Source organism: Amycolatopsis tucumanensis (assembly GCF_021654135.1).
Classification (GTDB): Bacteria; Actinomycetota; Actinomycetes; order Mycobacteriales; family Pseudonocardiaceae; genus Amycolatopsis_E; species Amycolatopsis_E tucumanensis.
The window spans coordinates 45,128-68,190 of the sequence record NZ_JAKGSD010000045.1; the positions used below are offsets into that span (position 1 = coordinate 45,128).

At 71.7% G+C, this 23,063-nt stretch carries 24 protein-coding genes and 1 pseudogene; 14 read left to right on the top strand and 11 right to left on the bottom strand.

The features are described from left to right. The first annotated feature begins 4 nt into the window (after positions 1-4). Positions 5-1,357, top strand: a complete 1,353-nt coding sequence (locus L2C96_RS32900) for a serine hydrolase domain-containing protein (RefSeq protein WP_020416878.1) — start codon at positions 5-7, stop codon at positions 1,355-1,357. Positions 1,358-1,411: 54 nt separating this feature from the next. Further along, positions 1,412-2,536 (top strand): phosphoserine transaminase, encoded by a 1,125-nt coding sequence (serC, locus tag L2C96_RS32905; RefSeq protein ID WP_020416879.1) that lies wholly within the window; start codon positions 1,412-1,414, stop codon positions 2,534-2,536. Here the strand turns inward: serC and L2C96_RS32910 are convergent. Beyond that, positions 2,444-3,673 carry a glycosyltransferase 87 family protein gene (locus L2C96_RS32910; RefSeq protein ID WP_237338974.1) on the bottom strand — a complete coding sequence of 410 codons (1,230 nt, stop codon included), beginning with the start codon at positions 3,671-3,673 and terminating at the stop codon, positions 2,444-2,446. The two genes, serC and L2C96_RS32910, sit on opposite strands and share 93 nt — an antisense overlap. An 84-nt stretch (positions 3,674-3,757) precedes the next feature. Between L2C96_RS32910 and sepH the strand changes: the two genes are divergently transcribed. The 3 genes and pseudogenes from sepH to L2C96_RS45405 all read left to right on the top strand — a co-directional run bounded on the left by sepH (position 3,758) and on the right by L2C96_RS45405 (position 5,198). After that, a complete protein-coding gene (gene sepH, locus L2C96_RS32915) occupies positions 3,758-4,540 on the top strand; it encodes a septation protein SepH (RefSeq protein ID WP_020416881.1) in 783 nt (260 codons plus the stop codon). A gap of 60 nt (positions 4,541-4,600) precedes the next feature. Next, positions 4,601-4,831, top strand: a complete 231-nt coding sequence (locus L2C96_RS32920) for a DUF433 domain-containing protein (RefSeq protein WP_020416882.1) — start codon at positions 4,601-4,603, stop codon at positions 4,829-4,831. Then, positions 4,828-5,198, top strand: a pseudogene (locus L2C96_RS45405) (DUF5615 family PIN-like protein). The gene L2C96_RS32920 and the pseudogene L2C96_RS45405 overlap by 4 nt, the downstream one beginning before the upstream one ends. Here L2C96_RS45405 and L2C96_RS32935 read toward each other — a convergent pair. Beyond that, positions 5,187-5,708: a hypothetical protein gene (locus L2C96_RS32935; protein ID WP_020416884.1), complete on the bottom strand. Its 522-nt coding sequence runs from the start codon at positions 5,706-5,708 to the stop codon at positions 5,187-5,189. The pseudogene L2C96_RS45405 and the gene L2C96_RS32935 overlap by 12 nt on opposite strands. Before the next feature lie 59 nt (positions 5,709-5,767). Between L2C96_RS32935 and L2C96_RS32940 the strand changes: the two genes are divergently transcribed. Next, a complete protein-coding gene (locus tag L2C96_RS32940; protein WP_020416885.1) occupies positions 5,768-6,286 on the top strand; it encodes a DUF2231 domain-containing protein in 519 nt (172 codons plus the stop codon). Positions 6,287-6,309: 23 nt separating this feature from the next. Here the strand turns inward: L2C96_RS32940 and L2C96_RS32945 are convergent, their stop codons facing one another. Then, complete coding sequence (locus L2C96_RS32945) at positions 6,310-6,906, bottom strand: DUF2537 domain-containing protein (RefSeq protein ID WP_020416886.1); 597 nt, start codon at positions 6,904-6,906, stop codon at positions 6,310-6,312. Positions 6,907-6,941: 35 nt separating this feature from the next. Further along, positions 6,942-7,751: a TrmH family RNA methyltransferase gene (locus L2C96_RS32950; protein WP_237338975.1), complete on the bottom strand. Its 810-nt coding sequence runs from the start codon at positions 7,749-7,751 to the stop codon at positions 6,942-6,944. A 227-nt stretch (positions 7,752-7,978) separates the two neighbouring features. On the opposite strand from L2C96_RS32950, the gene L2C96_RS32955 reads away from it, so the two are divergent. From L2C96_RS32955 to L2C96_RS32970, 4 genes are all read left to right on the top strand, one after another. Then, positions 7,979-9,481, top strand: coding sequence for a glutamate-cysteine ligase family protein (locus tag L2C96_RS32955; protein ID WP_237338976.1), 1,503 nt, complete (start codon positions 7,979-7,981; stop codon positions 9,479-9,481). Positions 9,482-9,557: 76 nt separating this feature from the next. Further along, on the top strand, positions 9,558-10,217 hold the full coding sequence (locus L2C96_RS32960; RefSeq protein WP_237338977.1) for a biliverdin-producing heme oxygenase: 660 nt from the start codon (positions 9,558-9,560) through the stop codon (positions 10,215-10,217). A 163-nt stretch (positions 10,218-10,380) separates the two neighbouring features. Continuing rightward, a complete protein-coding gene (locus tag L2C96_RS32965; RefSeq protein ID WP_017985168.1) occupies positions 10,381-11,001 on the top strand; it encodes a superoxide dismutase in 621 nt (206 codons plus the stop codon). A 100-nt stretch (positions 11,002-11,101) separates the two neighbouring features. Continuing rightward, a complete protein-coding gene (locus tag L2C96_RS32970) occupies positions 11,102-11,890 on the top strand; it encodes an arylamine N-acetyltransferase family protein (protein ID WP_237338978.1) in 789 nt (262 codons plus the stop codon). Positions 11,891-11,978: 88 nt separating this feature from the next. Here the strand turns inward: L2C96_RS32970 and L2C96_RS32975 are convergent, their stop codons facing one another. Next, positions 11,979-12,410: a MarR family winged helix-turn-helix transcriptional regulator gene (locus L2C96_RS32975; RefSeq protein WP_237338979.1), complete on the bottom strand. Its 432-nt coding sequence runs from the start codon at positions 12,408-12,410 to the stop codon at positions 11,979-11,981. Positions 12,411-12,488: 78 nt separating this feature from the next. Between L2C96_RS32975 and L2C96_RS32980 the strand changes: the two genes are divergently transcribed. Then, entirely contained in the window at positions 12,489-13,358 is an 870-nt protein-coding gene (locus tag L2C96_RS32980) for an MBL fold metallo-hydrolase (protein WP_237338980.1), read from the top strand. Between the two features lie 35 nt (positions 13,359-13,393). Continuing rightward, on the top strand, positions 13,394-14,380 hold the full coding sequence (locus L2C96_RS32985) for a hypothetical protein (RefSeq protein ID WP_237338981.1): 987 nt from the start codon (positions 13,394-13,396) through the stop codon (positions 14,378-14,380). Positions 14,381-14,518: 138 nt separating this feature from the next. On the opposite strand, the gene L2C96_RS32990 is transcribed toward L2C96_RS32985, so the two are convergent. The 3 genes from L2C96_RS32990 to L2C96_RS33000 all read right to left on the bottom strand — a co-directional run bounded on the left by L2C96_RS32990 (position 14,519) and on the right by L2C96_RS33000 (position 17,061). After that, a complete protein-coding gene (locus L2C96_RS32990) occupies positions 14,519-15,793 on the bottom strand; it encodes an MFS transporter (protein WP_237338987.1) in 1,275 nt (424 codons plus the stop codon). A gap of 194 nt (positions 15,794-15,987) precedes the next feature. Beyond that, positions 15,988-16,410 carry a MarR family winged helix-turn-helix transcriptional regulator gene (locus L2C96_RS32995; protein WP_020416895.1) on the bottom strand — a complete coding sequence of 141 codons (423 nt, stop codon included), beginning with the start codon at positions 16,408-16,410 and terminating at the stop codon, positions 15,988-15,990. 60 nt (positions 16,411-16,470) lie between these two features. Continuing rightward, entirely contained in the window at positions 16,471-17,061 is a 591-nt protein-coding gene (locus L2C96_RS33000) for a dihydrofolate reductase family protein (protein WP_237338982.1), read from the bottom strand. A gap of 69 nt (positions 17,062-17,130) precedes the next feature. On the opposite strand from L2C96_RS33000, the gene L2C96_RS33005 reads away from it, so the two are divergent. Further along, positions 17,131-17,706: a TetR/AcrR family transcriptional regulator gene (locus L2C96_RS33005; protein ID WP_020416897.1), complete on the top strand. Its 576-nt coding sequence runs from the start codon at positions 17,131-17,133 to the stop codon at positions 17,704-17,706. A gap of 1 nt (position 17,707) precedes the next feature. On the opposite strand, the gene L2C96_RS33010 is transcribed toward L2C96_RS33005, so the two are convergent. Next, positions 17,708-19,165: an NCS2 family permease gene (locus L2C96_RS33010; RefSeq protein WP_237338983.1), complete on the bottom strand. Its 1,458-nt coding sequence runs from the start codon at positions 19,163-19,165 to the stop codon at positions 17,708-17,710. A 101-nt stretch (positions 19,166-19,266) separates the two neighbouring features. Between L2C96_RS33010 and L2C96_RS33015 the strand changes: the two genes are divergently transcribed. After that, a complete protein-coding gene (locus L2C96_RS33015; RefSeq protein ID WP_020416899.1) occupies positions 19,267-19,509 on the top strand; it encodes a DUF2530 domain-containing protein in 243 nt (80 codons plus the stop codon). Here L2C96_RS33015 and L2C96_RS33020 read toward each other — a convergent pair. Beyond that, entirely contained in the window at positions 19,506-22,256 is a 2,751-nt protein-coding gene (locus L2C96_RS33020; RefSeq protein WP_237338984.1) for a sacsin N-terminal ATP-binding-like domain-containing protein, read from the bottom strand. The two genes, L2C96_RS33015 and L2C96_RS33020, sit on opposite strands and share 4 nt — an antisense overlap. After that, positions 22,240-23,061, bottom strand: a complete 822-nt coding sequence (locus L2C96_RS33025; RefSeq protein WP_020416901.1) for a DUF3027 domain-containing protein — start codon at positions 23,059-23,061, stop codon at positions 22,240-22,242. The genes L2C96_RS33020 and L2C96_RS33025 overlap by 17 nt, the downstream gene beginning before the upstream one ends. Positions 23,062-23,063 lie beyond the last annotated feature (2 nt).

The window sequence follows — 23,063 nt, forward strand, 5'->3', positions numbered from 1 at the left end:
CGGCATGCTGCCCAGCACCGAGTTCGCCCTGCTCCGCCGCCTGTCCCTGGAACAGGTGAACGGCCGCGCGCCGTCGATGGTCGCCGCCGTCGTCCGCGACGGCGAGGTCGCCTGGTGGGGCGCGCGTGGCTCCGTCGACGGCGCCGCGCCCGACGACGACACCCAGTACCGCCTCGGCTCGATCACCAAGTCGATCGTCGCCGCGCTCGTGATGCGGCTGCGCGACGAGGGCCGTCTCGACCTCAACGACCCGCTGGACAAGCACGTGCCTGGCACGAGCTTCGGCGCCTCCACCGTCGGGCAGCTGCTCTCGCACACCGGCGGACTGACGTCGGAGTCCCCCGGCTCCTGGTGGGAGCGCAGCGAGGGCGGCGACTGGGCCAGCCTCGAGGCGAGCCTCGCCCGGGACGCGCTGAAGAACCGCCCCGGCAGCCGGTTCCACTACTCCAACGTCGGCTACGGCGTGCTCGGCGAGCTGATCGCCCGCCACCGCGGCACCGACTGGCTGACCGCGCTGAACCGCGAGGTCCTCGAACCGCTGGGCATGTCGCGCACGACGCCGCACCCCACCGGCAAGCACGCTCGCGGCTGGGCGGTGCACCCGTTCGCCGACCTGCTGCTGCCCGAGCCCAGCCCGGACGCCGGCGCGATGGCCCCGGCCGGGCAGCTGTGGTCGACGGTCCGCGACCTGGCCCGCTGGACCGCGTTCGTCGGGGGCGACAGCGCGGACGTGCTCAGCCCGGACACCGTCGCCGAGATGCGCGCGGTCGCCACGGTCGACGACGCCGACACCTGGACCTCCGGGTACGGCCTCGGCCTGCAGGTCCTGCGCCACCAGGGCAGGCGGCTGGCCGGGCACACCGGCTCGATGCCCGGGTTCCTCGCCTGCACGCTGGTCGACGAGGTCACCGGCACCGGCGCGCTGACCCTCGCCAACACCACCTCCGGCCCGGCGATCCTCGGACTGGCGGTCGACCTGATCTCGATCGCCGACGAGCAGGAGCCGAACCTGCCCGAGGAGTGGCGCCCGTCCGAGGTGGACCGGTCGCTGCTCACCCTCACCGGCCTGTGGCACTGGGGCCCGACGCCCTACCACCTGCGGCTGATCCCGGGCGGCATGCTGAGCCTCGCCCCGGTCAGCGGCATGGGCCGCGCGTCCCGGTTCCGCCCGGTCGCGCCGGACGAGTGGCTCGGGCTGGACGGCTACTACGCGGGCGAGACGCTGCGCGTCGGCCGCGACACCGACGGCACGCCGCGGCACCTGGACCTGGCGACGTTCGTCTTCACCCGCACCCCGTACGACCCGGCCGCGCCCGTCCCCGGCGGCGTCGACCCGGAGGGCTGGCGTACCGCATAGTGGGACCCGCCACCGCCGTCACGCGGCGGAAACGCGACCTGCGAGACTGGGTCCATGACCGATGAGCTGACCATTCCGGCTGAACTGAAGCCCTCCGACGGGCGCTTCGGCTGCGGACCGTCCAAGGTCCGGGCGGAGCAGCTGGCGAACCTCGCTTCCGAGGGCGCCGCCTACATGGGCACCTCCCACCGGCAGAAGCCGGTGAAGTCCCTCGTCGGACGGGTGCGCTCCGGTCTGTCCCAGCTCTTCTCCCTGCCCGACGGCTACGAGGTCGTGCTCGGCAACGGCGGCACCACGGCGTTCTGGGACGCGGCCGCGTTCGGCCTGGTGAACGAGCGTGCGCAGCACTTCACCTACGGCGAGTTCTCGTCGAAGTTCGCCAAGGTGACCTCGGACGCGCCGTTCCTGGGCGACTCGATCGTCGTCAAGGCCGAGCCGGGCAGCGCCCCGGAGATCGCCTACGAGCAGGGCGCGGACCTGGTCGGCTGGGCGCACAACGAGACCTCGACCGGTGTCGCGGTGCCGGTGCGCCGCCCCGCGGGCAGCGAGGGCGCGCTCGTCGCGATCGACGCCACCTCGGGCGCAGGCGGCCTGCCGGTCAAGGCCGAGGACTTCGACGTCTACTACTTCGCGCCGCAGAAGTGCTTCGCCTCCGACGGCGGCCTGTGGCTGGCGCTGATGTCGCCGGCGGCCATCGAGCGGGTCGAGAAGATCGGCTCCAGCGGCCGGTGGATCCCCGAGTTCCTGTCGCTGACCACGGCGCTGGACAACTCGCGCAAGGACCAGACGTACAACACCCCGGCGGTGGCGACGCTGTTCCTGCTGGCCGACCAGATCGAGTGGATGCTGTCCAACGGCGGGCTCGACTGGGCGGTGTCACGCACGCAGGACTCCTCGACGCGGCTGTACGAGTGGGCCGAGGAGACCAGCTACACCGTGCCGTTCGTGAAGGACCCGTCGCTGCGCTCGCAGGTCGTGGGCACCATCGACTTCGTGGACGAGGTCGACGCGGCGCAGGTCGCCAAGGTGCTGCGGGCCAACGGCATCGTCGACGTCGAGCCGTACCGCAAGCTGGGCCGCAACCAGCTACGCGTCGGCATGTTCCCCGCGATCGAGCCGGGCGACGTCACGGCGCTGACCAGCTGCATCGAATGGGTCGTCGAGCGGCTTGGCGACTAGTCCCAGCACCAGGAGCAGCAGGACGCCGGTGAGGACGTAGCTCTCGGCGAGCGGCCAGACGCTCCGGTGGTCCCACAACGGGCTGACCACGAACACCATTGTCGCGAGGGCGGCGGTTCCGAGCACCAGCGGCCGGAACCGCCGCCCTCGCCACGTCAGGACCCCGATCACCGGCGCCGCCCACACCCAGTGGTGGGTCCAGGACACCGGTGAGACCAGCAGCGCGCCGACCGCGCACGCCAGCAACGCCACCACGGCGTCGGCGCGCCGCATCACCAGCGCGGTGACGACGAGGGTGACGGCCACCGCGACCAGCCAGGCCCAGGTCGGCGCGCCGAGCCGGGCGAGCAGGCCGTGCAGCGACTGGTTGCCGATGTAGCCGGGGTCGCCGACCCGCTCGCCCTGGAAGACCAGTTTCGTCCAGTACGTGACCGAGGCCTGCGGCGCGATCGCCCACGCCAGGAGCGCGCAGGCGGCGAACGTCGCGACCGCTCGCCCGGCGGCCCGGAAGTCCTTGCGCAGCAAGAAGAACAGCACGAACGCGGCCGGGGTCAGCTTGACCGCCGCGGCGAGGCCGACCAGGAATCCGCGACGGCGGACCGGGGCGAGCGCGTCGACCGCGACGAGCAGCACGAGCAGCAGGTTGATCTGCCCGAACCCGAGTGTGGCGCGCACCGGCTCGCTGAACGACGCCACCGCCTGGACGATCAGCGCGGCGCCGCCGAACACGTGCAGCCGCCGGTCGTACCGGGAAAAGCACAACGCGAGCACGGCGCCGAGCGCGACGACGGACACGACGGTGATCCCGACGAGCGCGACATCGGGCGGAATCACCAGCAACGGCGCGAAAACGAACGCGGCGAACGGCGGATAGGTGAACGGCAGGAGTGTTCCGTTCCGCGTAGGCGGCAATGGGCCGTACGGGTCACCGCGGTCGAAGAACGCCTGCGCGCCGAGCCGGTAGACGTCCAGATCCAGGCCGTCCAACCGCTTCCAGGCCAGCAGGATCCCGACCAGCACGACTTCGATCGCCACTCCCGTGGCCAGCACCCTCCGCCCCACCGCGCAATACTCGCGGATCCTGATCACCGGGGTCCCGTCCGGGTGGCCGAACGGGTGGAATTGCTGCAAGATCAACCAAAAAGTGTCGGCGCGCCTGCCCCGTCAAGCGGACGCGCCGACCTACCGTGAACACCCGAAGGTGAAGTCAGGAGGAAGCGGATGCGGACGCTGAGAGTGGTCGGGCTGCACGAGGACGGTAAGTCCATCGTGTGCGAAGACCCAGCGCGGCGCGAGCGTTTCCTCCTGCCCGCCGATGAGAAGCTGCGCGCGGCCGTCCGGGGCGACGTGCCGAGGCTCGGGCAGATCGAAATCGAGACGGAGAGCCAGATGCGACCACGCGAGATCCAGGCCCGGATCCGGGCCGGCGAGTCGGTGCAGCAGGTCGCGGACGCCGCCGGGGTTTCGGTGGAACGGGTGGAGCGGTTCGCGTACCCGGTGCTGCTGGAGCGGTCCCGCACCGCCGAGCTGGCACAGTCGGCGCACCCGGTGCGCGAGGACGGCCCGGACGTGCGGACGCTCGGCGAGATCGTGGCGTACGCGTTCGGCGTGCGAGGCCAGGACTACTCGCAGGCGTCGTGGGACGCCTGGCGCGGCGACGACGGCCGGTGGATCGTGGCGCTCCGGTGGACCGCGGGCCGCTCCGACAACGCCGCGCACTGGCAGTTCTCGGCCGGCGCGCACGGCGGCACGGTCACGGCGCTGGACGAGCACGCCGAGGACCTGCTGGACCCGCACCGCACGCCGCGGACGCTGCGAGCGGTGGGCGCGGAGGCCGAGCCGCTGCCGGAGCCCGAGCCCGAGCCGGCGGACGAGCAGCCCACGCTCGACATCGACGCCCACCCCGACCCGACGGCAGCCAAGCCGAAGCCGAAGAAGAAGGCCCACCCAGCCGTCCCAGCCTGGGAAGACGTCCTACTGGGAGTCCGCAGCCAGCGCGGCTGACAGCCACGGGGTTGGCGCGAGTTTCCGCAACTCGGGCGAGTTCCGGCTAGCATCGGACACGTGACATTCGAGCGGATCACCGTGGACGCTGACCTGATGGGGGGTCAGCCGTGCATCCGTGGCCTACGGATACCCGTGGCCACGGTGATCGCCATGCTTGCCGACGGCATGACCGTGGACGAGATCGTCACCGAGTTGCCCGACCTCACGCCTGGTGACGTCGTGGAGGCGCTGCGGTTCGCCGCCGAAGCAGTACGGGAACGTGAGCTGCCCCTGAGGCACACCGCGTGAGGTTCCTCGTCGACAACAATCTGTCGCCTGCGGTTGCCAAGCTCCTCACCGACGCCGGACACGAGGCTGTCCACCTGCGGGAGTACGGTCTGCAGGCCGCTCCGGACCCGGTCGTGCTGGCCGTGCCCGCGACGAAGACCGGATCCTGATCTCGGCGGACACCGACTTCGGCACCCTCCTCGCCCGGGAGCACGCCGACCGTCCATCGGTGCTGCTCGTTCGCCGTCTCGTCGGTCGACGAGCTGCCGATCAGGCAGCCGTCATCATCGCCAACCTTCCGACGGTCGAGGACGATCTGGCGAGCGGTGCAGTCGTCGTGCTCGCCGACGATTGGCTCCGCGTGCGTCGTCTCCCATTACTGCCCTGATCGACTACGCGGAACCGGCCCCACACCAGACCGCCGCCCCGGCAGCAGCGACGCATGCCGCTGCCCCGGCCCCTCCCCATAACGCGAAGCCAGCCAATCGGCCACGACCCCGGTCCCGGCAGCGTAAACACCCTTGTGCGCCAGGTCCACGACGAGCTCCCGCCGCGGCCAGGTCCACGGCGGCGCCCCCACCCCGGTCGCGTTCTCCAGCGTCTGGTCGTTCGTCAGCCGGACCGCCCAGAACATGGCCGACGCCCACGGGCCGCGCAGCCCGGCCGTCGCCATCACGCCCCGCAGCGCCCCCAGCAGCGCGCCCTGCCCGAAGTGCATCGCCAGGTTCACCGACCGCCGCCTGCCGTCCGGCAGCCCGAGCAGCCGTGCGAGGGTCCGCCCCGGCACGTGCGAGTCCGGCCGTCCGGTGAACCGCTGCTCGACCTTCTCCGCCGCCGTCATCACGAGCACGCCCGCCAGCCCGGCGACCGCGCCCTGCGCTACCGCTCGTCCCCACATGCGGGCACGTCTACCCGCGCCGGGCGAATCGAACCACCGCCACGGGGTACTGGGACCTGGTGAAACGAATCCTCACCGCCGCCGAGTCCCTCCGCGCCGTCGACCCCGCCACCTCCGTCGCGGCCCGCGGCCTGCGCAAGGTGATCGGCCGCGGCGCCGCCGACCGCCTGCTCCGGGGCGCCTGGCTCGGCCACCCCGTGCACCCGCTGCTGGTCACGTTGCCGATCGGGGCGTGGCTGTCCTCGGCGGTGCTCGACCTGACCGGCCAGCCCGAAGCCGCCCGGCGCCTGGTCACGATCGGACTGGCCGCGACCCCGCCGACGGTCCTCACCGGCCTCGCCGAGTTCTCCGGACTGGACACCGCACAGCGCCGCGTCGGGGCGATCCACGCCGTCGCCAACACCCTCGCCGCGGGCTGCTTCCTCGCCGCGAACCGCTCCAGCCGCCGCACCGCCCGCTTCTGGGCCGCGGCCGGGCTGGTCACGCTCAGCGCCGGCGGCGCGCTGGGCGGGCACCTGTCCTACGCGCAGGGCGCCGGCGTTGGCCGCTGGTCATCCCTCCAGCCGGACGGCCAGTGAACCCGGCACCACCCCCGGGTCCGTCAGAACACGACGGCCAGCACGCCGAACCAGGACAGCACGACCCCGGCCGCCGCGCCCAGCGCCACCCACCGGATGATCGGCAGCTTCCGCGCCAGCCACAGCGACGGCGCGATCCCGGCGGTGACCACGACCGCCGCGACCAGCACCAGCCAGCCCGCGGTCTCCGCCGCCAGCGCGATCGCGAGCGCCATCATCGCGACGATCACCACCGCCGCCACGAACCCGGCCACCACCAGCCCGGTCGCCCACGGCGTCGGCTCGTCCCCGACCCCGGCGAACAGCCGCGGGGGCTCCTCGGCGCGCGGTGGCGGCGGCACGACCACCTGCTCCCCGGTCACCGGGTCCACGTAGTGCACCGGCGTGCCCATCACCCCGGCGACGCGCGAAGCCAGCTGCTGCCCGCGCCGGGACACCACGGTCGCGGCCTCGCTCGGGTCGTTCGCCGATCGCCGCAGCGCCGCGGCGACCTGTGCCCACTCGTGCAGCGCGTCGGCCAGTTCGACACCCAGCGCGAGGCTGTGGGGGTCGATCTCGCGCGTGTACACGTCACCGTGCCCCTTGAGCACGGCGCGGTCGCCGCGGACCCGCAATTCCACGCATGCACCTTTCCGGCCGTCGCGCCAGGACGTCGTCAATTTACCGCTGCGGCGAGCTCGTAGAAGGCCACCGCCGCGGCAGTGGCCACGTTGAGCGAATCGACGCCTTCGCTCATCGGGATCCGCACCGCGACGTCGGCGCTGTCCAGCGCTTCCGCGGTCAGGCCGGGCCCCTCCGAGCCGAGCAGCAGCGCCGTCCGGCCACCGTCGGCGGCCACCTCGCGCAGCGTCCGCGAGTCGGCGCGGGGCGTCAGCGCCGCCACCCGGAACCCCGCCGCCCGCACCCGCTCAAGCCCGGACGGCCACGGCGTCAGCGCGGCGAACGGCACCCGCAGCACGTTGCCCATCGACACCCGCACGCTCCGCCGGTACAGCGGGTCCGCGCAGCCGGCGCCGAGCAGCACCCCGTCGACCCCGAGCGCGGCCGCGTTGCGGAACAGGGCGCCGATGTTCTCGTGGTCGCCGACGCCCTCCAGCACGGCGACCACCCGCGACCGCGCGAGGATCTCGTCCGCGTCCGGCTGGGGCGCGCGGTCGGCCACCGCGAGCACGCCCCGGTTGAGGTGGAACCCGACGACCTTCGCCATCACCTCGGCCGACGTGACGTACGCCGGCACCGGCACGTCCGCCAGGTCGGGCGCGAGTTCTTCGATCCGCCGCTCGACGCCCAGCAGGGCCCGCGGCGGGTACGCTGACGCGAGCAGGCGCCGGACCACCACGGTGCCCTCGGCGATCACCAGGCCGCGCCCGCCGGGCCGGTCCGGTCGCCGGTCCGCCGTGGAGAGGTCCCGGAAGTCGTCGAGCCTGGGATCACCCTCGTCTTCGGTTCGCACGATCTGCGCCACGGCATGAAGTCTGCGGCTTCGGGGTAGATCCTCCGTCGTCGGGGTGGGTGCTCCGAACGTCATGCGTACCACTGGGCCGAACGGAGCAGCAGGGGCCGCGGTGGGGCGCGTCGCAGCGGAGCCACCGTTTTGGCCGATGACCCCGCGACGATCGCTGTGCGACCGTTGTCGGCCGGGGTGCCGCGGCGATCACCACAGCCGCGGCCGAGGACAAGAGCAGGGATGGCATGGGCAAGGACGTGTCGGCGGAAACCTTCAGCCCCCGGGACCGGGCGCGGTACCGGCACAAGCTCCAGCGGTGCCTGGACACCCTGGCCAGGATGCTCGCCGACGACAGCTTCTCGTTCCCGCGAAGACACATCGGGCTCGAGGTCGAACTGAACCTGGTGGACGACCGGCTGCGGCCGTCCATGTCGAACAGCGCCGTGCTGGAGGCGCTGGACGACGAGTCCTTCACCACGGAACTGTCGCAGCACAACATCGAGCTGAACGTGCCGCCGCGACCGCTCGCCGGGAAGTCCGCGATCGAACTGGAGCACGACCTGGTCGGCTACCTGGGCGAGGCCGACCGGAACGCGACGGCCGCGGGCGCGCGGCTGGCCGTGATCGGCATCCTGCCGACACTGGCGCAGGACCACTTCGACCAGAAGTGGATCACCAACAACACCCGCTACACGCTGCTCAACGACCAGATCTTCGCCGCCCGCGGGGAGAACATGACGCTGTCCATGGACGGCGCCCCGCTCGGCGGGCACAACCCGGAGCGGTTGCGCGCCTACTCCGAGTCCATCCTGCCCGAGGCCGCGTGCACGTCGGTGCAGTTGCACGTGCAGGTGGCGCCGGAGGAATTCGCCACGCACTGGAACGCCGCGCAGTGCCTGGCGGGTGTGCAGGTGGCGGTCGGCGCGAACTCGCCGTTCCTGCTGGGCAAGGCGCTGTGGCACGAGACCCGCATCCCGCTGTTCCTGCAGGCCACCGACACGCGCCCGGAGGAGCTGCGCAACCAGGGCGTGCGGCCGCGGGTGTGGTTCGGCGAGCGGTGGATCACCTCGATCTTCGACCTGTTCGAGGAGAACGTCCGCTACTTCCCCGGTCTGCTGCCGGAGACCGACAGCGAGGACCCGCTGGACACGCTGGAGTCCGGGCAGGCGCCGAAGCTCACGGAACTGATGCTGCACAACGGAACCGTGTGGCGCTGGAACCGCCCGGTGTACGACGTGGTGGACGGCAAACCGCACCTGCGCGTGGAGAACCGCGTGCTGCCCGCGGGCCCGACCGTGCTCGACATGATGGCCAACGCGGCGTTCTTCTACGGCGCGCAGCGGGCGCTCGCCGAGGCGGAGCGTCCGGTGTGGACACAGATGTCGTTCCAGGCAGCGGAGGAGAACCTGTACGCCGGCGCGCGCAACGGGTTTGACGCGCAGCTCTACTGGCCCGGCCAGGGCTGGGTGCCGCCGGACGAGCTGGTGCTGCGCGTGCTGCTGCCGCTCGCGGTCGAGGGGCTGCGCAGCGCGGACGTGTCCGAAGCGGCCATCGACCGCTACCTCGGCGTCATCGAGCAGCGCTGCCTGACCCGCCGCAACGGCGCGTGGTGGCAGCGGGCGGTGGTCACCGGGGCGGAGGACCGCGGCGAGGACCGCGAGACCGCGTTGAACACCATGCTCGGGCGCTACCTGGAACTGAGCCGGAGCGGCGAGGCCGTGCACACCTGGCCCGTGGACACTCCGTGATCAACCGGGCTCTGTTCGGGTCAATCCGGCCTTGTTAGGGTAGCCTAAGTGACCGATGTCGCTTACAGTGCCACTCATGGCGGCTCCCCTCGCGGTTGACTCGGACCTGACCCAGACCCCGTTCTCGACCACCCTGAGGGAGTCGACACGGCGGGCGCACGACCGAGCGCACCACTCCCGGTACATGCGGGACCTGTTCAACGGCGACCTGGACCTGACCGAGTACGCCCGGCTGGTGGCCCAGTACTGGTTCATCTACCAGGCGATCGAGGAGGCCGCGGACGCGATGCGCCGCGACCCGGTCGGCGGCCGGTTCGTGTTCGACGAGCTGCGCCGGGTGCCCGCGCTGGCGGCCGACCTGGAGTTCCTCTACGGCGAACAGTGGCGGGACCGCGTCACGCCGGTCCCGGCCACCGAGGACTACGTGCGCCGCATCCGGTCGGTCGCCTTCGACTGGGCAGGCGGCTACGTGGCCCACCACTACACGCGCTACCTCGGCGACCTCGCCGGCGGACAGGCGGTGCGCAAGCTGCTGGCCAAGGCCCACGGCGTCGAGGGGCCGGGCGCGCTGTTCTACCACTTCGACGACATCGACAACGTCCCGGCGTTCCGGAAGCGGTACAAGGCGCTGCTCGACGACACCCCGTGGACCGGGGCCGAGCGCGACCGGATCGTCACCGAGACACTGGTGGCGTTCGAGTTCAACATCGCGGTGCTCGACGACCTGGCCCAGTGATCATCCGCACACCCCGTTGACCTCCATCTAGCTGGAGATTGCAGGGTTGGGACATGACCGGTTCCCGCAGTGCGGACAGCGGCTCCCCAGTTAGCTTCCCGCGCGCGCGAGGACTAGGTTTTGATACCGCAAGGGACTCTGCGTCAGACAAGAAGGAGGGCTGATGGCCCGCTACGAGCTTCCTGACCTCGACTACGACTACGGCGCGCTCGCCCCGCACATCTCGGGTCAGATCAACGAGCTGCACCACAGCAAGCACCACGCGACCTACGTCAAGGGTGCCAACGACACCCTGGACAAGCTCGCGGAGGCTCGGGACAAGGGCGACTTCGGCTCGATCGTCGGCCTGGAGACCACGCTGGCGTTCAACCTGGCCGGGCACGCCAACCACGTGGTGTGGTGGAAGATCCTGTCCCCCGAAGGCGGCGACAAGCCGACCGGCGAGCTGGCCTCGGCGATCGACGAGGCGTTCGGCTCGTTCGACAAGTTCCAGGCGCAGTTCAACGCCGTCGCCACGACGATCCAGGGCAACGGCTGGGCCGCCCTGTCGTGGGACCCGATCGGCAAGACGCTGATCACGCAGCAGCTGCGCGACCACCACAACAACCTGATCCTGCCGACCGTGCCGATCCTGCTGGTCGACGTGTGGGAGCACGCCTTCTACCTCGACTACAAGAACGTCAAGGCGGACTACGTCAAGGCGCTGTGGAACGTCTACAACTGGGGCGAGATCAGCAAGCGCTTCGACAACGCCGTCTCCGGCGGCAACGGCCTGCTCCTCTGAGCGAGCCTGATCGAGGGGTCCTTCCGCGCACCCGCGCGGACAGGGCCCTTCTTTTTTTCCGCTTGACCTCGACCACAGTGGAGGGTGCAGGCTGGCTGCCATGGATGTCGACGCGTACCTGGCCCGCATCGGAGCCGGCCGTCCCGCCGCCCCCACCCCGGCGGCGCTGCGGGAGCTGCACGAAGCCCACCTGCTGGCGGTTCCGTTCGAGAACCTCAGCGTGCACCTGCCCGAGCGGATCGTGCTGGACGAGGACGCGTTGTTCGACAAGGTCGTCCGGCGCCGCCGCGGCGGGTTCTGCTACGAGCTCAACGGCCTGTTCGCGGCCCTCCTGCGTGAGCTGGGCTTCCCGGTGACCCTGCTGGGCGGGCGCGTGTTCGGCGGCGGGCAGTGGGGCCGGCCGCTGGAGCACCTGGCGCTGCGGGTCGACCTGGACGAGCCGTGGCTGGCCGACGTGGGCTTCGGCCGCTTCGCCCGCCACCCGCTGCGGCTGACGGCGTGCGAGCCGCAGACCGACCCCGAGGGCGAGTTCCTGGTGGTGGACGCGCCGGACGGGGACATCGAGGTGCGGCTGAACGGCGAGCCGGCCTACCGGCTGGAGAAGCGGCCGCGGCAGCTGTCCGACTTCGGCCCGACCTGCTGGTGGCAGGCCACCTCGCCGGAATCGCACTTCACGCAGAACGTGCTGAGCACGATCTCGACGCCGTCCGGGCGGGTCACCCTGGCGGGCGACAAGCTGATCGAGACAGTCGACGGCAAGCGGGCCGAGCGCGAGCTGAGCGACACCGAGAAGGTCGAGGCCTACCGGGTGCACTTCGGGATCGACATGAACGAAGCCCCGGTGCTGGGATCCTTCCCGGCACCGGGGCTCCGCCCGTTCCCGAACTGACTGCCGCTCCCACCACGAAGCGGACAAGCATTAGGTTAGCCTAACTTCACCAACCCCCGCAAGGGGCCGGTTCCGGGAGATCGTCCGTTCACCCGTCGGCGTGATCGCGGCGGACGATCGCCCGTTCCAGCAAGCCGTGGAGCGCGCGCTGCTCACCGGCGTCGAGAGCGGCGAGCGGTGAGTCGCGCACGAGGAGATCGAGGAGCTTGCCGCGCAGCTCCTCGCCCTTCGCGGTGAGGACCAGCTGACGGGCGCGGCGGTCGGTGGGGTGCGGCCGGCGCTCGACCAGCTCCAGCTTCTCGAGCTTGTCCACGACGAAGGTGGCGTTGGACGGCTCGCAGCTCATGCGCTCGGCCAGTTCGCGCATGGTCATCGGCCCGGTCATCTCCCGCAGCGCCGTCGCCTGCGGCGCGGTGAGCCCGAGAGCGGCGGCGCGTTCGCGCACGTGGTCGGCGATCTGCTGGGCCAGCCCGTTCACCAGCCCGCACAGCTCGCGTTCGGCGATGACCTGCGGTTCCATGCTCCCATCGTAGTGATCCGTCAAGCCAGTACATTTTCAGCTTGAATGTTTCAAGCTTGATGCTTTACGGTCGGACGCATGATCACCTCTTCCGACGAGCGCCTGCGACGGCAGGCCGGCATCCACTCAGTGCGGCTGGGCGACACGAAGGTGACGTTCGTGCCGGACGGCGTCGTGCACCTGCCGGCGCGCGGCTGGCTGCCGGACACCACCGACGAGTTCTGGCACGCGCACCCGGAGTACCTGGACGACTCCGGCCACCTGGTGGCCAGCATCGGCGGGCTGCTCGTCGAGCACGGCGACCGCGCGCTGCTCATCGACGCCGGCTTCGGGCCGGAGTCCCTGCCGCCCGATCCGGGCACCCCGCGCGGCGCGATCCGCGGCGGCGCGCTGCCCGCGAACCTGGCCACGCTCGGCCGGTCCCCGTCGGAGATCGAGGCGGTGGCGTTCACGCACCTGCACGCCGACCACACCGGCTGGGCCTGGCACCCCGCGCCCGACCGGCCCGTCTTCGCGCACGCCGACTACGTGGTCGCCGAACCGGAATGGGCCGCGCGCGACGCGATGGCACGCGACATCGCCGCGCTGGCGCCACAGGTCCGCACGGTGCGCGACGGGGAGGAGATCTTCCCCGGCGTGCGGATCCGGATCAGCTCGGGTCACACCCCGGGGCACGCCGAGTACGTGATCACCGGCGGCGGGCAGCGGCTCATCGCGTTCGGCGACGCGCTGCACTCGCCGGTCCAGGTGGACCACCCGGAGTTCTCGGCGGCGGTCGACCACGATCCCGTCCACGCCGCCGCCCATCGCGCCCGCCTCGTCGCCGAACTGTCCGAACCGGACACGATCGGGTTCGGCATCCACTTCGCCGACGTGGTGTTCGGGCGGGTCCGGCGGGACGGCGGCGCACCGGCGTGGCATCCCCTTCCCCCAACCGGGGATCACTGATCGAACTCGCTCGGTCACCGGATAGCGTTTGCCGTGTGAAGACGTCGACAGTGATCGCGATCGTGCTCGGCGTGCTGCTGTCCTTCGCCTCCGTCGCCGGCGCGGCCGGGTACCTGTGGTCGCAGGGCAGCGACGCGCCGCCGCCCGCCCCCGGCCTGCCCGCCGTGTGGCCCGGCAAGGACGGCGAACTGCCGCGCCGCGTGCCGATGCCCTCCGGCGAGATGCTGGCCGCGCTGCCCGCGGGCAGTTCCGGTCACGTGCTGTGCCAGGCGTTGTCGGAGCAGCGCTGGGAAGCGGTGCTCGGCGGGGCCACGCTGCGCGAGGTGCGGGGCAGCGTCTGCCACCTGGTCACCGGGAGTCTCGACGTCACCCTGCGCCTCGACAACGTGCCCGCCACCCTGCGGTCGCCGCAGTCGGTGACGGTGTCCGGGCGGGCCGCGGAGGTCGAGTCGAGCGGCACCGTCAACGCGCGGCTCAACGTCCACCTGGTCGACGACGCGCCCAGTGGCGAGGTCCACCCGTACCTGCGCTTGGACATCACGCGATACGCCGTCACGCGCCCGGGCCTCACGCTGGATGACCTCGCCATGTCGATCGCGCGGGACGTCATCGACACGACCATGGCGCCCGGCCCGGACCTGCCCGCGCAGGGCCGCGACGCGGTGATCGCGATGCGGACGACCGAGCCGGTGCCGGGCTATGGCATCCAGGACGCGCCGTGGCCGGTGGTGTCGTGGCAGCTGTGTACGCAGCTCGCGAAGGCGATGGGCACGAGCCCGTCGACGGCGAAGCCGAGGTTCGACGGCCGCTGCACGGTGCGCACGGTGCAGGCGACCCTGACGGACGACGTGACGCCGCGCGCGTACCCCGACACGCTGGCCGGCCACCCCGCCCTGATCACCGACGAGGTGGTGGCGGTGAAGCTCGACGAGAACTCGAGCCAGGAACTGGCGTTCACCGGCACAGGGCGCGACCTGAAGTCACTCGCGGAGACGGTGCTACCCGCCCTCCTCGGACGCTGAGCCCCAGCGTCCGAGCACCGGTGTGCCCGACGGGGTGTGGACGGTCAGGTCACTCGGGTGATCCAGGCACTCGGCCCGAAGGTCGCCCCCACACACGTCACAAGTCACGACACCGAGCGACGCCCGGGCACCGGCGCGTCAGGCGGCCTGCGACCGGTCCGAGCGGCGCCGCGGGTTGAGCACCCGCAGGCCGGCCAGCCGCACCGGCGTCGTCATGCCGCCTCGGCGGGCCAGCACCGCCGCGCACGCCACGGCGGCCACCGCGGAGATCACGCCGCCGATGAGGAACGGCGACCGGCCGCCGAAGGTGTCGGCCATCCACCCCACCATCGGGCCGCCGACGGGGTTCCCGCCGATCAGCACCAGCACGTAGAGCCCCATGACGCGGCCGCGCATCTCCGGGCTCACCGACGTCTGCACCAGCGAGTTCGCCGTGTTCAGGAACGTGATCGTGGCGAACCCGAGCGGGATCAGCGCGATGCCGAACGCCAGGTAGGTCGGCATGAACCCGGCGACGAACTCGACCGCGCCCAGGCTGAACGCCGCGATCAGCAGCAGCCGCACGCGCGGACGGCCCCGCGCCCCGCGCCGGGCGGCCATCAGCGAACCCGTGAACGTCCCCACCGCGAGCAGCGTGGACAGCAGCCCGTACCCGTCGGCCTGCGTGCCGAACACGTTGCCGGCCACGATCGCCAGCGACGTGAAGAACGTGATGCCGAAGGTGCTGACGAAGAACACCAGCACCATCAGCGAAACCAGGTCCGACCGCCCGCGCACGTAGGCCAGCCCCTCGCGCAGCTGCCCCTTGGCCCGCGCGACGGCCGGGCCGCGGAACAGCTTGTCCGGGTCCATCAGAAGCAACCCAGTGATCACGGCCAGCGTGCTGACCGCGTTCGCCAGGAACATCCAGCCGGTGCCGACCCACGTGATCGCGAACCCGGCGATGGCGGGCCCGACGATCCGGGCCATGTTGAACACCGACGAGTTCAACGCGACCGCGTTGGTGATCTGCTTGCGCCCCACCATCTCCGCGACGAACGACTGCCGCGCCGGCACGTCCAGCGAGCTGAAGATGCCGAGCACGAAGCACAGGAGGTAGACCTGCCACAGCGTCACCACACCGGACACGTCGAGCAGCCCGAGCACCAGCGCCTGCACGCCGATGCCGCTCTGGATCGCGATGCACAGCTTGCGCTTGTCCACCCGGTCGGCGAGGACACCGGCCCACAGGGACAGCATGAGCGTCGGCAGGAACTGCAGCGCCACCGCGATCCCCAGCGCCACCGGGTTGTTCCCGGACAGCTCGAACACGAGCCAGTCCTGGGCGATGCGCTGCATCCAGGTGCCGACGTTGGAGATGATCTGGCCGGAGAAGAACAGCCGGTAGTTGGGCACCCGCAGCGAGGCGAACATGCTCGCCTTCGGCTGCGCCTTCTCCTCGGGCTCCGCGGGCTCAGTGGATTCCGGGGCCGCAGCGGCGGCGGACTTGGGCCGCATCCGGCCGGACGGCGCGGTGCAGGCGGCGCGGTCGGCGGGTGGCGCCTGGCCCCGGGTACCTGTGTTCGTCAGTTCGGACTGTCCGTCAGTACCCGTGTTGAAGCCCACCGTTATTCGTTCCCCGCCATCCTGTCGATGATCTCGGCGGCGCGGGCGAGCACTTCCCGCTCCTCGCCGCTCAGTTCTGCCAGCTTCCGGTCCAGCCAGGCCTCGCGCACCGAGATCGTCTCCCCGACGAACGCCAGTCCCCGCTCGGTCAGTGCGACGATCGACTGCCGCCCGTCCGTCGGGTGCGGGCTCCGCTCGACGAACCCGAAGTCCTCCAGCGCCGCGATGACCCGGGTCATCGACGGCGGCTGGACGCCTTCCTTCGCCGCGAGCTTGCCCGGCGTGAGCGGTCCGCACTTGTGCAGCGTGGACAACGCCGCCAGCTGCGTGAGCGAGACGTTCTCGTCGGTGCGCTGCGCCCGGAGCTTGCGGTTCAGCCGCACCACCGCGAGCCGCAACCGGCTCGCCAGGGCAGGCTCCCGCATATCGGACACATAGTTAGCATACCTTACGATCAATCGACCCCGCGGGTGAAATCGATCGCATCACCGGCGACGGTCGAACCAGGTGACCACCACGCCGTTGTCGAACGACTTCCGCTCGGTGACCGCGAAGACCGTCGGGTCGAACTTGCCGTCGACCATGGGGATCCCGTCCCCGGCGACCACGGGGTAGCTCTTGACCACCAGCCGGTCCACCTCCGGCCACACCGCCCCGGCCAGCTTGCCGCCACCACAGAGCCAGATGTCCTTGCCCTCCTCCTGCTTGAGCGAGCGGACCAGGCCGAGCGGGTCGCCGGCGACCACCGTGACCGCAGGGTCCGGGGAGGGGCCGAGCGTGCTCGACACGACGTACTGGCGCAAGTGCGCGTAGGGGCTGGTGAACCCGAGATCCAAGCCGGGACGGTAGGCCCCGAGTCCCATCACGACCGTGTCGAACTGCCGGTTGGGCGCGCCCTCCAGGCCGAACGCGGCTCTCATCATCGTCGGAACGGTCTCCGGGAACCGCTCGTTCATCCACGCGCTGTACGCGGCGGCCTGCCCCTCGTCGCCCTGCGGGTAGAAGTCGTACTCGCCGCCGGGACCCGAGATCCGGCCGTCGATGGTGACCGCGATGTAGTAGACCAGCTCTCGCATGAAGTGCTCCATCCGTAGTACTCTGGCTGTAGTGGTTCGACCGTAGTACTACAACTGGAGTGGTGTCAAATGGTTCGCAGGAACGAGGAGCGGCGGGCGGCCCTGCTGGACGCCGCGATCGAGGTGCTGGCCGCCGAGGGCGCACGCGGGCTGACGTTCCGCGCCGTCGACAAAGAAGCCGCGGTGCCTGCCGGCACGGCCTCGAACTACTTCGCCAACCGCGACGACCTGCTGTACCAGATCGCCCAGCGGTTCTACGAGCGCATGGAGCCGGACGCCGCGACGATCGAGCGGCAGCGGACGGCGCCGCGGGACCGGGCGACCTACACCCAGCTCATGCGCGAACTCGTGGCACGGATCAGCGCGTTCCCCAGCGGCTACCTCGCGCTGCTCGAACTACGCCTGGAAGCCACCCGCCGCCCCGAGCTGCGCAAGCTGCTGACCGAGCGCGTGCGCGCCGACGTCGACGCGAACGTGACCTACCACGAGCAGTCCGGGCTGCCCGGCGACGCGACCGCGGTGCGGCTGCTGATCCTCACCCTCAGCTGGATGATCGTCGAGCAGCTCACACTGCCGGACGTCTATGGCGAAGCCGAGCGGGACGAGCTGATCGCGGCCGCGGTCGAGCGGCTCGTGGCGGAGTGACTCAGCCGATCGCGTCCTGGATCGGCCCGACCGCGAAGTAGGCCACGAACGCCACGGCGATGACCCACAGCAGCGGGTGCACCTTGCGCGCCCCGCCGGTCACCGCCTGGATCACGACGTAGGAGATGAACCCGACGCCGATCCCGTTGGTGATCGAGTAGGTGAACGGCATGACGACGATCGTCAGGAACGCGGGCAGCGCGATCTTGAAGTCGGTGAAGTCGATCTCCCGCACCTGGCTGATCATCAGCGCGCCGACGACCACCAGCGCGGGCGCCGCGGCCTCGACCGGGATCACCTCGTACAGCGGCGTGAAGAACATGGCGGCGAGGAACAGCAGCCCGGTGACCACGTTGGCCAGCCCGGTCCGCGCGCCCTCGGCGATGCCCGACGCCGACTCCACGAACACGGTGTTGGAGCTGGACGAGCCGACACCGCCGGCGACCGCGCCGAGGCTGTCCACGAACAGGGCCTTGCCGGTGTTGGGCAGCTCGCCGTCGCGGTCCAGCAGACCGGCCTCCTTGCCGAGGCCGGTCATCGTGCCGATGGTGTCGAAGAAGTCGGTCAGGATCAGGGTGAACACGATCAGCGCGGCGGTGATGGCCGGGACCTGCACCCACGCGTCGAAGTTCACCTTGCCCAGCAGCGAGAGGTCCGGCAGGCCGGCGATCTGGTCGGGCAGCGCCGGGTATCCGAGGTTCCAGCCCTTCGGGTTGGTTCCGCCCGCCGGGCCGGCGTTGACGATCGCCTCCAGGATGATCGCGATCACGGTCGTGACCAGGACGCCGATGAGGATCGCGCCGCGGACCCGCCGCGCCACCAGGACACCGGTGATCAGCAGCCCGATCACGAACACCAGCGTCGGCCAGCTCGCGATCGACCCCCCGATGCCCAGCCCGACCGGGACGGTGGTGTTCGCCGCGTCCGGGATTCGCCGCACGAAACCGGCGTCCACCAGGCCGATCAGCGTGATGAACAGGCCGATGCCGACCGCGATCGCGGCCTTCAGCGCGGGCGGCACGGCGCGGAACACCATCGTGCGGACGCCGGTGAGCACCAGCACCAGGATGATCAGGCCGTTGAGCAGCACCAGGCCCATCGCCGCGGGCCAGCTCATCTGCGGCGCGACGCTGACCGCGATCAGCGAGTTGATGCCGAGCCCGGTGGCCATCGCGAACGGGTAGTTCGCCACGACGCCCATCAAAATCGTCATGACGCCCGCGATCAGCGCGGTCACGGCCGCCACCTGCGGGACCGGCAGGATGTTGCCGAACAGGTCCTTGTGGGCGCCCGCGTCCTGGGCCGAGAAGCTGCCGATGATCAGCGGGTTGAGCACCACGATGTAGGCCATCGTGACGAAGGTGACCAGCCCGCCGCGCACCTCGCGGCCGACGGTCGACCCGCGCTCGGTGATCTTGAAGAACCGGTCGAGCCCGGTCCTGCCGCCCTGCACAGCCATGCAACCTGCCTTACCTGGTGCCACTGGGATGACCCGCGGGTAGCCTTCCTGACGTGGCCGATCCGATCAACGCCGGGGATGTTAAACGTCCGTTGCTTCCGGTGCCCGAGTTACCCGAGCGGCTGGTGGTGCTCTACCCGGTCGTCGTGGTCGGCACACTCGTGTGGTTCACCGGGTTCGCCGTGCTGGGCGCGCTGCGCCTGTTCGACGTCGGCGGCCCGGCGGACGTGTGGATGTGGACCTGCCTGTCCGGCGGGGTGCTCGGGCTGATGGGGATGGGCATCATGAGCTGGCAGCGCTGGGCGCGCCGCCACGGCTCGCGCAGCGCCCAGACCGGTCTCTAGAGCAGGTAGGTCGTCGTCGCGGGGTCGTTCAGCACGGCTTCCACCAGGTGGCGATCGGACCAGCGGCCTGCCGCCCAGGCGAACGCGCGGGCCAGCCCTTCGGGTGAGTCCTCCGCGTGATGTTCCCCGTGAAACGTCCCACTTTCGACCCACCACGGCGTGGCGCGCTTGACTCCGTCGACCTCGACGGTCAACTCGTCGTGCACCACGAGCCCGCCCTCGGGCAGCGGGATGTCCAGCAGCTCCGCGGCCAGGACCAGCGCGGTCATCTCCGCCCACGGCACGAACTCGCCGTCGCTGCTGACCCGGGCGTCGGCGTGCTCGGACAGCAGCGGGATGTCCAGCAGCTCGGCCAGCGCGGCGACGTCCGCGCCCGGCGAGGCGGCGACCAGGCGTTCCGGCGCCCACACCGCACCCAGCCACGGCAAGTCCAGCACCGCGGTGCGCTCGGCGTCGACCACGGACCCGTCGACCGTGCGCACCCGCTCCGGCGCGTCCAGCTCGGCCCACTCCAGGTCCGCGGCGGCCAGCACGGCGTGCGCCCGCAGGATCAGGCCCGGCGGGACCTCGCGGTCCGAGTCGCCGAGCCGGTCGAGCAGGTCGGCCGCGTCGTCGAGGTTGCGCACGGCCAGTTCCGACCGGACCCCGGCGGCGGCCAGCACGTCCGCGCGCACCCCGACGTCGGGCACCGGGTCGTACAGGCCGGTCAGGCTCGCCGCGTCCGGCAGCCGCCACTCGGCGGGCGCGCGGCCGGCCAGCAGCGCGTTGCGCTCCAGCCACGCCGCGGACGGGCTGTCCGGCATCGTCAGCGCCTGCCAGGTCTCGCGCTGCCCGGCGATCAGCCGCAGCGCCTGCGGCCAGGCGTCGTCGGCGACGAGGTCGAGGTCGCGGATCTCCGGCTGCTCGTCCTCGTTCGGCGCCACCAGGAACTCGTCGAGCACCCCGAGTTCGGTGAGCACCCTGGTCGGCCACTGCTCAGCGAACTCCGCGTCCAGCACGGAGAACGGACCGTCCTCTTCGAACACCTCGGGGTCGAAGACCTCGCGCAGCGGCGAGTTCGGCAGCACCAGCTCGTCGGCGCGCCGCCAGCCGTCCGCCGACGGCAACGCGAGCGCGCCCAGCCCCTCCGCGGAGGTGTCGGAAACCAGTCGTAGCACGGCTTCCGCGAGCGGACGGGTGTCCAAACCGGACTCGGCGTCGGCCACGCTGCGGTCGATCGCCTCGCGCAGCGCGGGCGCGTCGAGCAGGTCCGCCGCCTCCGCCTGCTTCGCGCCGAGGCGCTCCAGCAACGGGTGCGCCGCCTCCGGGTGGACCAGCCGCAGCCCGCCCACGTCGGCGTCGGCGAGCAGGTCGAGAAGCTCGGACGCGCCGAGCAGCAACGCGCCGCGCGGACCGGGCAGCGTGCGCCCGTCCGCCAGCGGCACCGGCAACGCGCCCAGCTCGTCCGCGGTCACCTCGTGGTTGTCCAGCAGCGGCAAGACGGCGTCGTACAGCGAGCGCCACCACTCCGGGTCCCGGTCCACGCCGATCAGCAGGTCGACCAGGTCGGCGACGTCGAGCCGGTCGGCGTCGACCGTCGCGAGGAGCTGCGCAGGCTCGTAGCCGCTGATCCCGGCGAGCCCGGGCACGACACCGGCGAGCAGCTCCAGCAGCCGCGGGGACTCGACCGACAGCACCCGGGCACTCGACGGCACGAGGTCGTCGCCATCGGCCGCGGGCAGCCACGCCTGCGTCGCGAGCTGCCTGCCGACCAGCTCACGCAGCTTGCCGTCCACTTCGGACAGCGGGAAACCCGCTTCCGGCACCAGGTCCAGGCGTTCCTCCGGCGCGAGCTCGCGCACCAGGGCCGGGTACTCGCGGGCGGCCGCGGCGAGCGCCTCGTCGGCGCCGGGCAGCACCCGGCGGCGGGACGGCTCCAGCGGCACCGTCGCGATCAGCCGGGCAGGCAACGACAGCCGCTCGTCGGTGGGCGTCGGCGCGTGCAGCACGTCCTCGGTCAGGCGCCCGTCGACCGGCTTCGCCCACACCACGTTCTCGCCGACCCTGGTCAGCCAGCGGACCGTCCCGGACGGGGTGGACAGCTCCACCACACCATCCACTTCGGACCGCGCCCACTCCGCGCCGGGCGCCTCGATCCGGGCCAGCCAGGGCAGGGACAGCAGCAGGTCCTCGGCTTCGTCCCGCAGGCGGGCCAGCAGCTCGTCCGCGTCCACGCCCTCGCGCAGGGGCAGCCGGACCTCGGTGTCGAAGCCGTCGGGCAGGTCCTCGTCCACCGGCCACGGCAGGCGCAGCACCGGCACCGCGCCGTCGCGCCCGGCGACCTCCCTGGTGCGGGACTCGGAGAACGCGACGCCGCCGGTCCGCGAGATCACCCGCGGTTCGCTGCTGACCGCGAGCACCGCCGCGAAACCGACGCCGAACTGGCCCACGGTGTCGCCCTGCTTGGCCGACGCCCGCAGCGAAGCCAGCGACGCCACGCCGGCGGCATCGAGCGGCGCGCCGGTGTTGGCGACGCGGAGCTCGTCGCCTGCCACGGACACCCGCAGCGTGCCGGGAGTGCCGGCGAGCGCGGCGGCGTCGGCCGCGTTCTGCGCCAGCTCGACGAACAGCCGGTCGCGGTAGCCGCCGACCCGCAGGTCGGTCTCGGCGTTGGTGTCTTCGGTGAACCGGGTCGGCGAGTCCCGCCAGGCCCGCAGCACCGAGGCCCGCAGCGCCTCGGTGCCGAACGGATCACTCAGCTGACTCACTCACCGTCTCGGCGTCCGGGGTCGCGCCCGTCTCGGTCTTCGGCTCCTCGACCGGCTCCATGTCCAGCAGCGAGTCGTCGTAGACCAGCTCGGCGACCGGCACCGACGAGGTCACCTCGACCTCGACCTCGGAGTGCGCGCCGCAGCCGTACTCGGCGTGCACGACGTTGCCGTCCGCCGGGGCGATCTCGTTGCCGCACACCCCGAAGGCGGCGCGCAGCGAACCGGCCAGCGGGAGGTAGAAGCCGCACGTGCCGCAGTGGGCCGGCGCGCTGCGCGCCATGTCCGACCGCGGCCCGAACTCGCCGCGGTGCCACCGGGTGGCGGCCTCCTCGCGGCCGAAGCGGGACAGGACGTGCACCCGGCCGAGCCCGGCCTCGTGCGCGACCTCCTCGACCGCCGGGTCGTCGGACTGGAGATACGCCGGGACCAGTCGCGGGTCGTCCTTGTCCGGCGGGAGGATGTCGCCGACGCCGAGGTCGCCCGCCCGCACGCGGCGCTCCCACGGCACCCACTGCGGGGCGATCAGGGCGTCCGGGCCCGGCACGAGCACGACCTCGCTGACCGTCACCGGGGCGTCCGCGCCCGCGCTCGCGACGATCACCGACCAGCGCCAGCCGCGGTAGCCGGGCACGTTGGCCTCGAAGAGGTGGCTCGCCGACACCGCGTCCTCACGCGACACGCCGACGTGCGCCCCGACCTGCTCGGCCCCCGCCTCTTCGACCGCGGCCTCGCGCGCGAGGTCGACTGCCTCGGCGAGAGCGCGCTCCACGGAGCCGTCGTCCAGGGTGAGCAGCAGCGTCATAC

Excerpts from the sequence above, each read along its gene's own strand:
- L2C96_RS32900 (WP_020416878.1), top strand. The coding sequence starts at position 5 with ATGCTGCCCAGCACCGAGTTCGCCCTGCTCCGCCGCCTGTCCCTGGAA.
- serC (WP_020416879.1), top strand. The coding sequence starts at position 1,412 with ATGACCGATGAGCTGACCATTCCGGCTGAACTGAAGCCCTCCGACGGG.
- sepH (WP_020416881.1), top strand. The coding sequence starts at position 3,758 with ATGCGGACGCTGAGAGTGGTCGGGCTGCACGAGGACGGTAAGTCCATC.
- L2C96_RS32935 (WP_020416884.1), bottom strand. The coding sequence starts at position 5,708 with ATGTGGGGACGAGCGGTAGCGCAGGGCGCGGTCGCCGGGCTGGCGGGC.
- L2C96_RS32955 (WP_237338976.1), top strand. The coding sequence starts at position 7,979 with ATGGGCAAGGACGTGTCGGCGGAAACCTTCAGCCCCCGGGACCGGGCG.
- L2C96_RS32960 (WP_237338977.1), top strand. The coding sequence starts at position 9,558 with ATGGCGGCTCCCCTCGCGGTTGACTCGGACCTGACCCAGACCCCGTTC.
- L2C96_RS32965 (WP_017985168.1), top strand. The coding sequence starts at position 10,381 with ATGGCCCGCTACGAGCTTCCTGACCTCGACTACGACTACGGCGCGCTC.
- L2C96_RS32970 (WP_237338978.1), top strand. The coding sequence starts at position 11,102 with ATGGATGTCGACGCGTACCTGGCCCGCATCGGAGCCGGCCGTCCCGCC.
- L2C96_RS32975 (WP_237338979.1), bottom strand. The coding sequence starts at position 12,410 with ATGGAACCGCAGGTCATCGCCGAACGCGAGCTGTGCGGGCTGGTGAAC.
- L2C96_RS32980 (WP_237338980.1), top strand. The coding sequence starts at position 12,489 with ATGATCACCTCTTCCGACGAGCGCCTGCGACGGCAGGCCGGCATCCAC.
- L2C96_RS32990 (WP_237338987.1), bottom strand. The coding sequence starts at position 15,793 with ATGTTCGCCTCGCTGCGGGTGCCCAACTACCGGCTGTTCTTCTCCGGC.
- L2C96_RS32995 (WP_020416895.1), bottom strand. The coding sequence starts at position 16,410 with ATGCGGGAGCCTGCCCTGGCGAGCCGGTTGCGGCTCGCGGTGGTGCGG.
- L2C96_RS33000 (WP_237338982.1), bottom strand. The coding sequence starts at position 17,061 with ATGCGAGAGCTGGTCTACTACATCGCGGTCACCATCGACGGCCGGATC.
- L2C96_RS33005 (WP_020416897.1), top strand. The coding sequence starts at position 17,131 with ATGGTTCGCAGGAACGAGGAGCGGCGGGCGGCCCTGCTGGACGCCGCG.
- L2C96_RS33010 (WP_237338983.1), bottom strand. The coding sequence starts at position 19,165 with ATGGCTGTGCAGGGCGGCAGGACCGGGCTCGACCGGTTCTTCAAGATC.
- L2C96_RS33025 (WP_020416901.1), bottom strand. The coding sequence starts at position 23,061 with ATGACGCTGCTGCTCACCCTGGACGACGGCTCCGTGGAGCGCGCTCTC.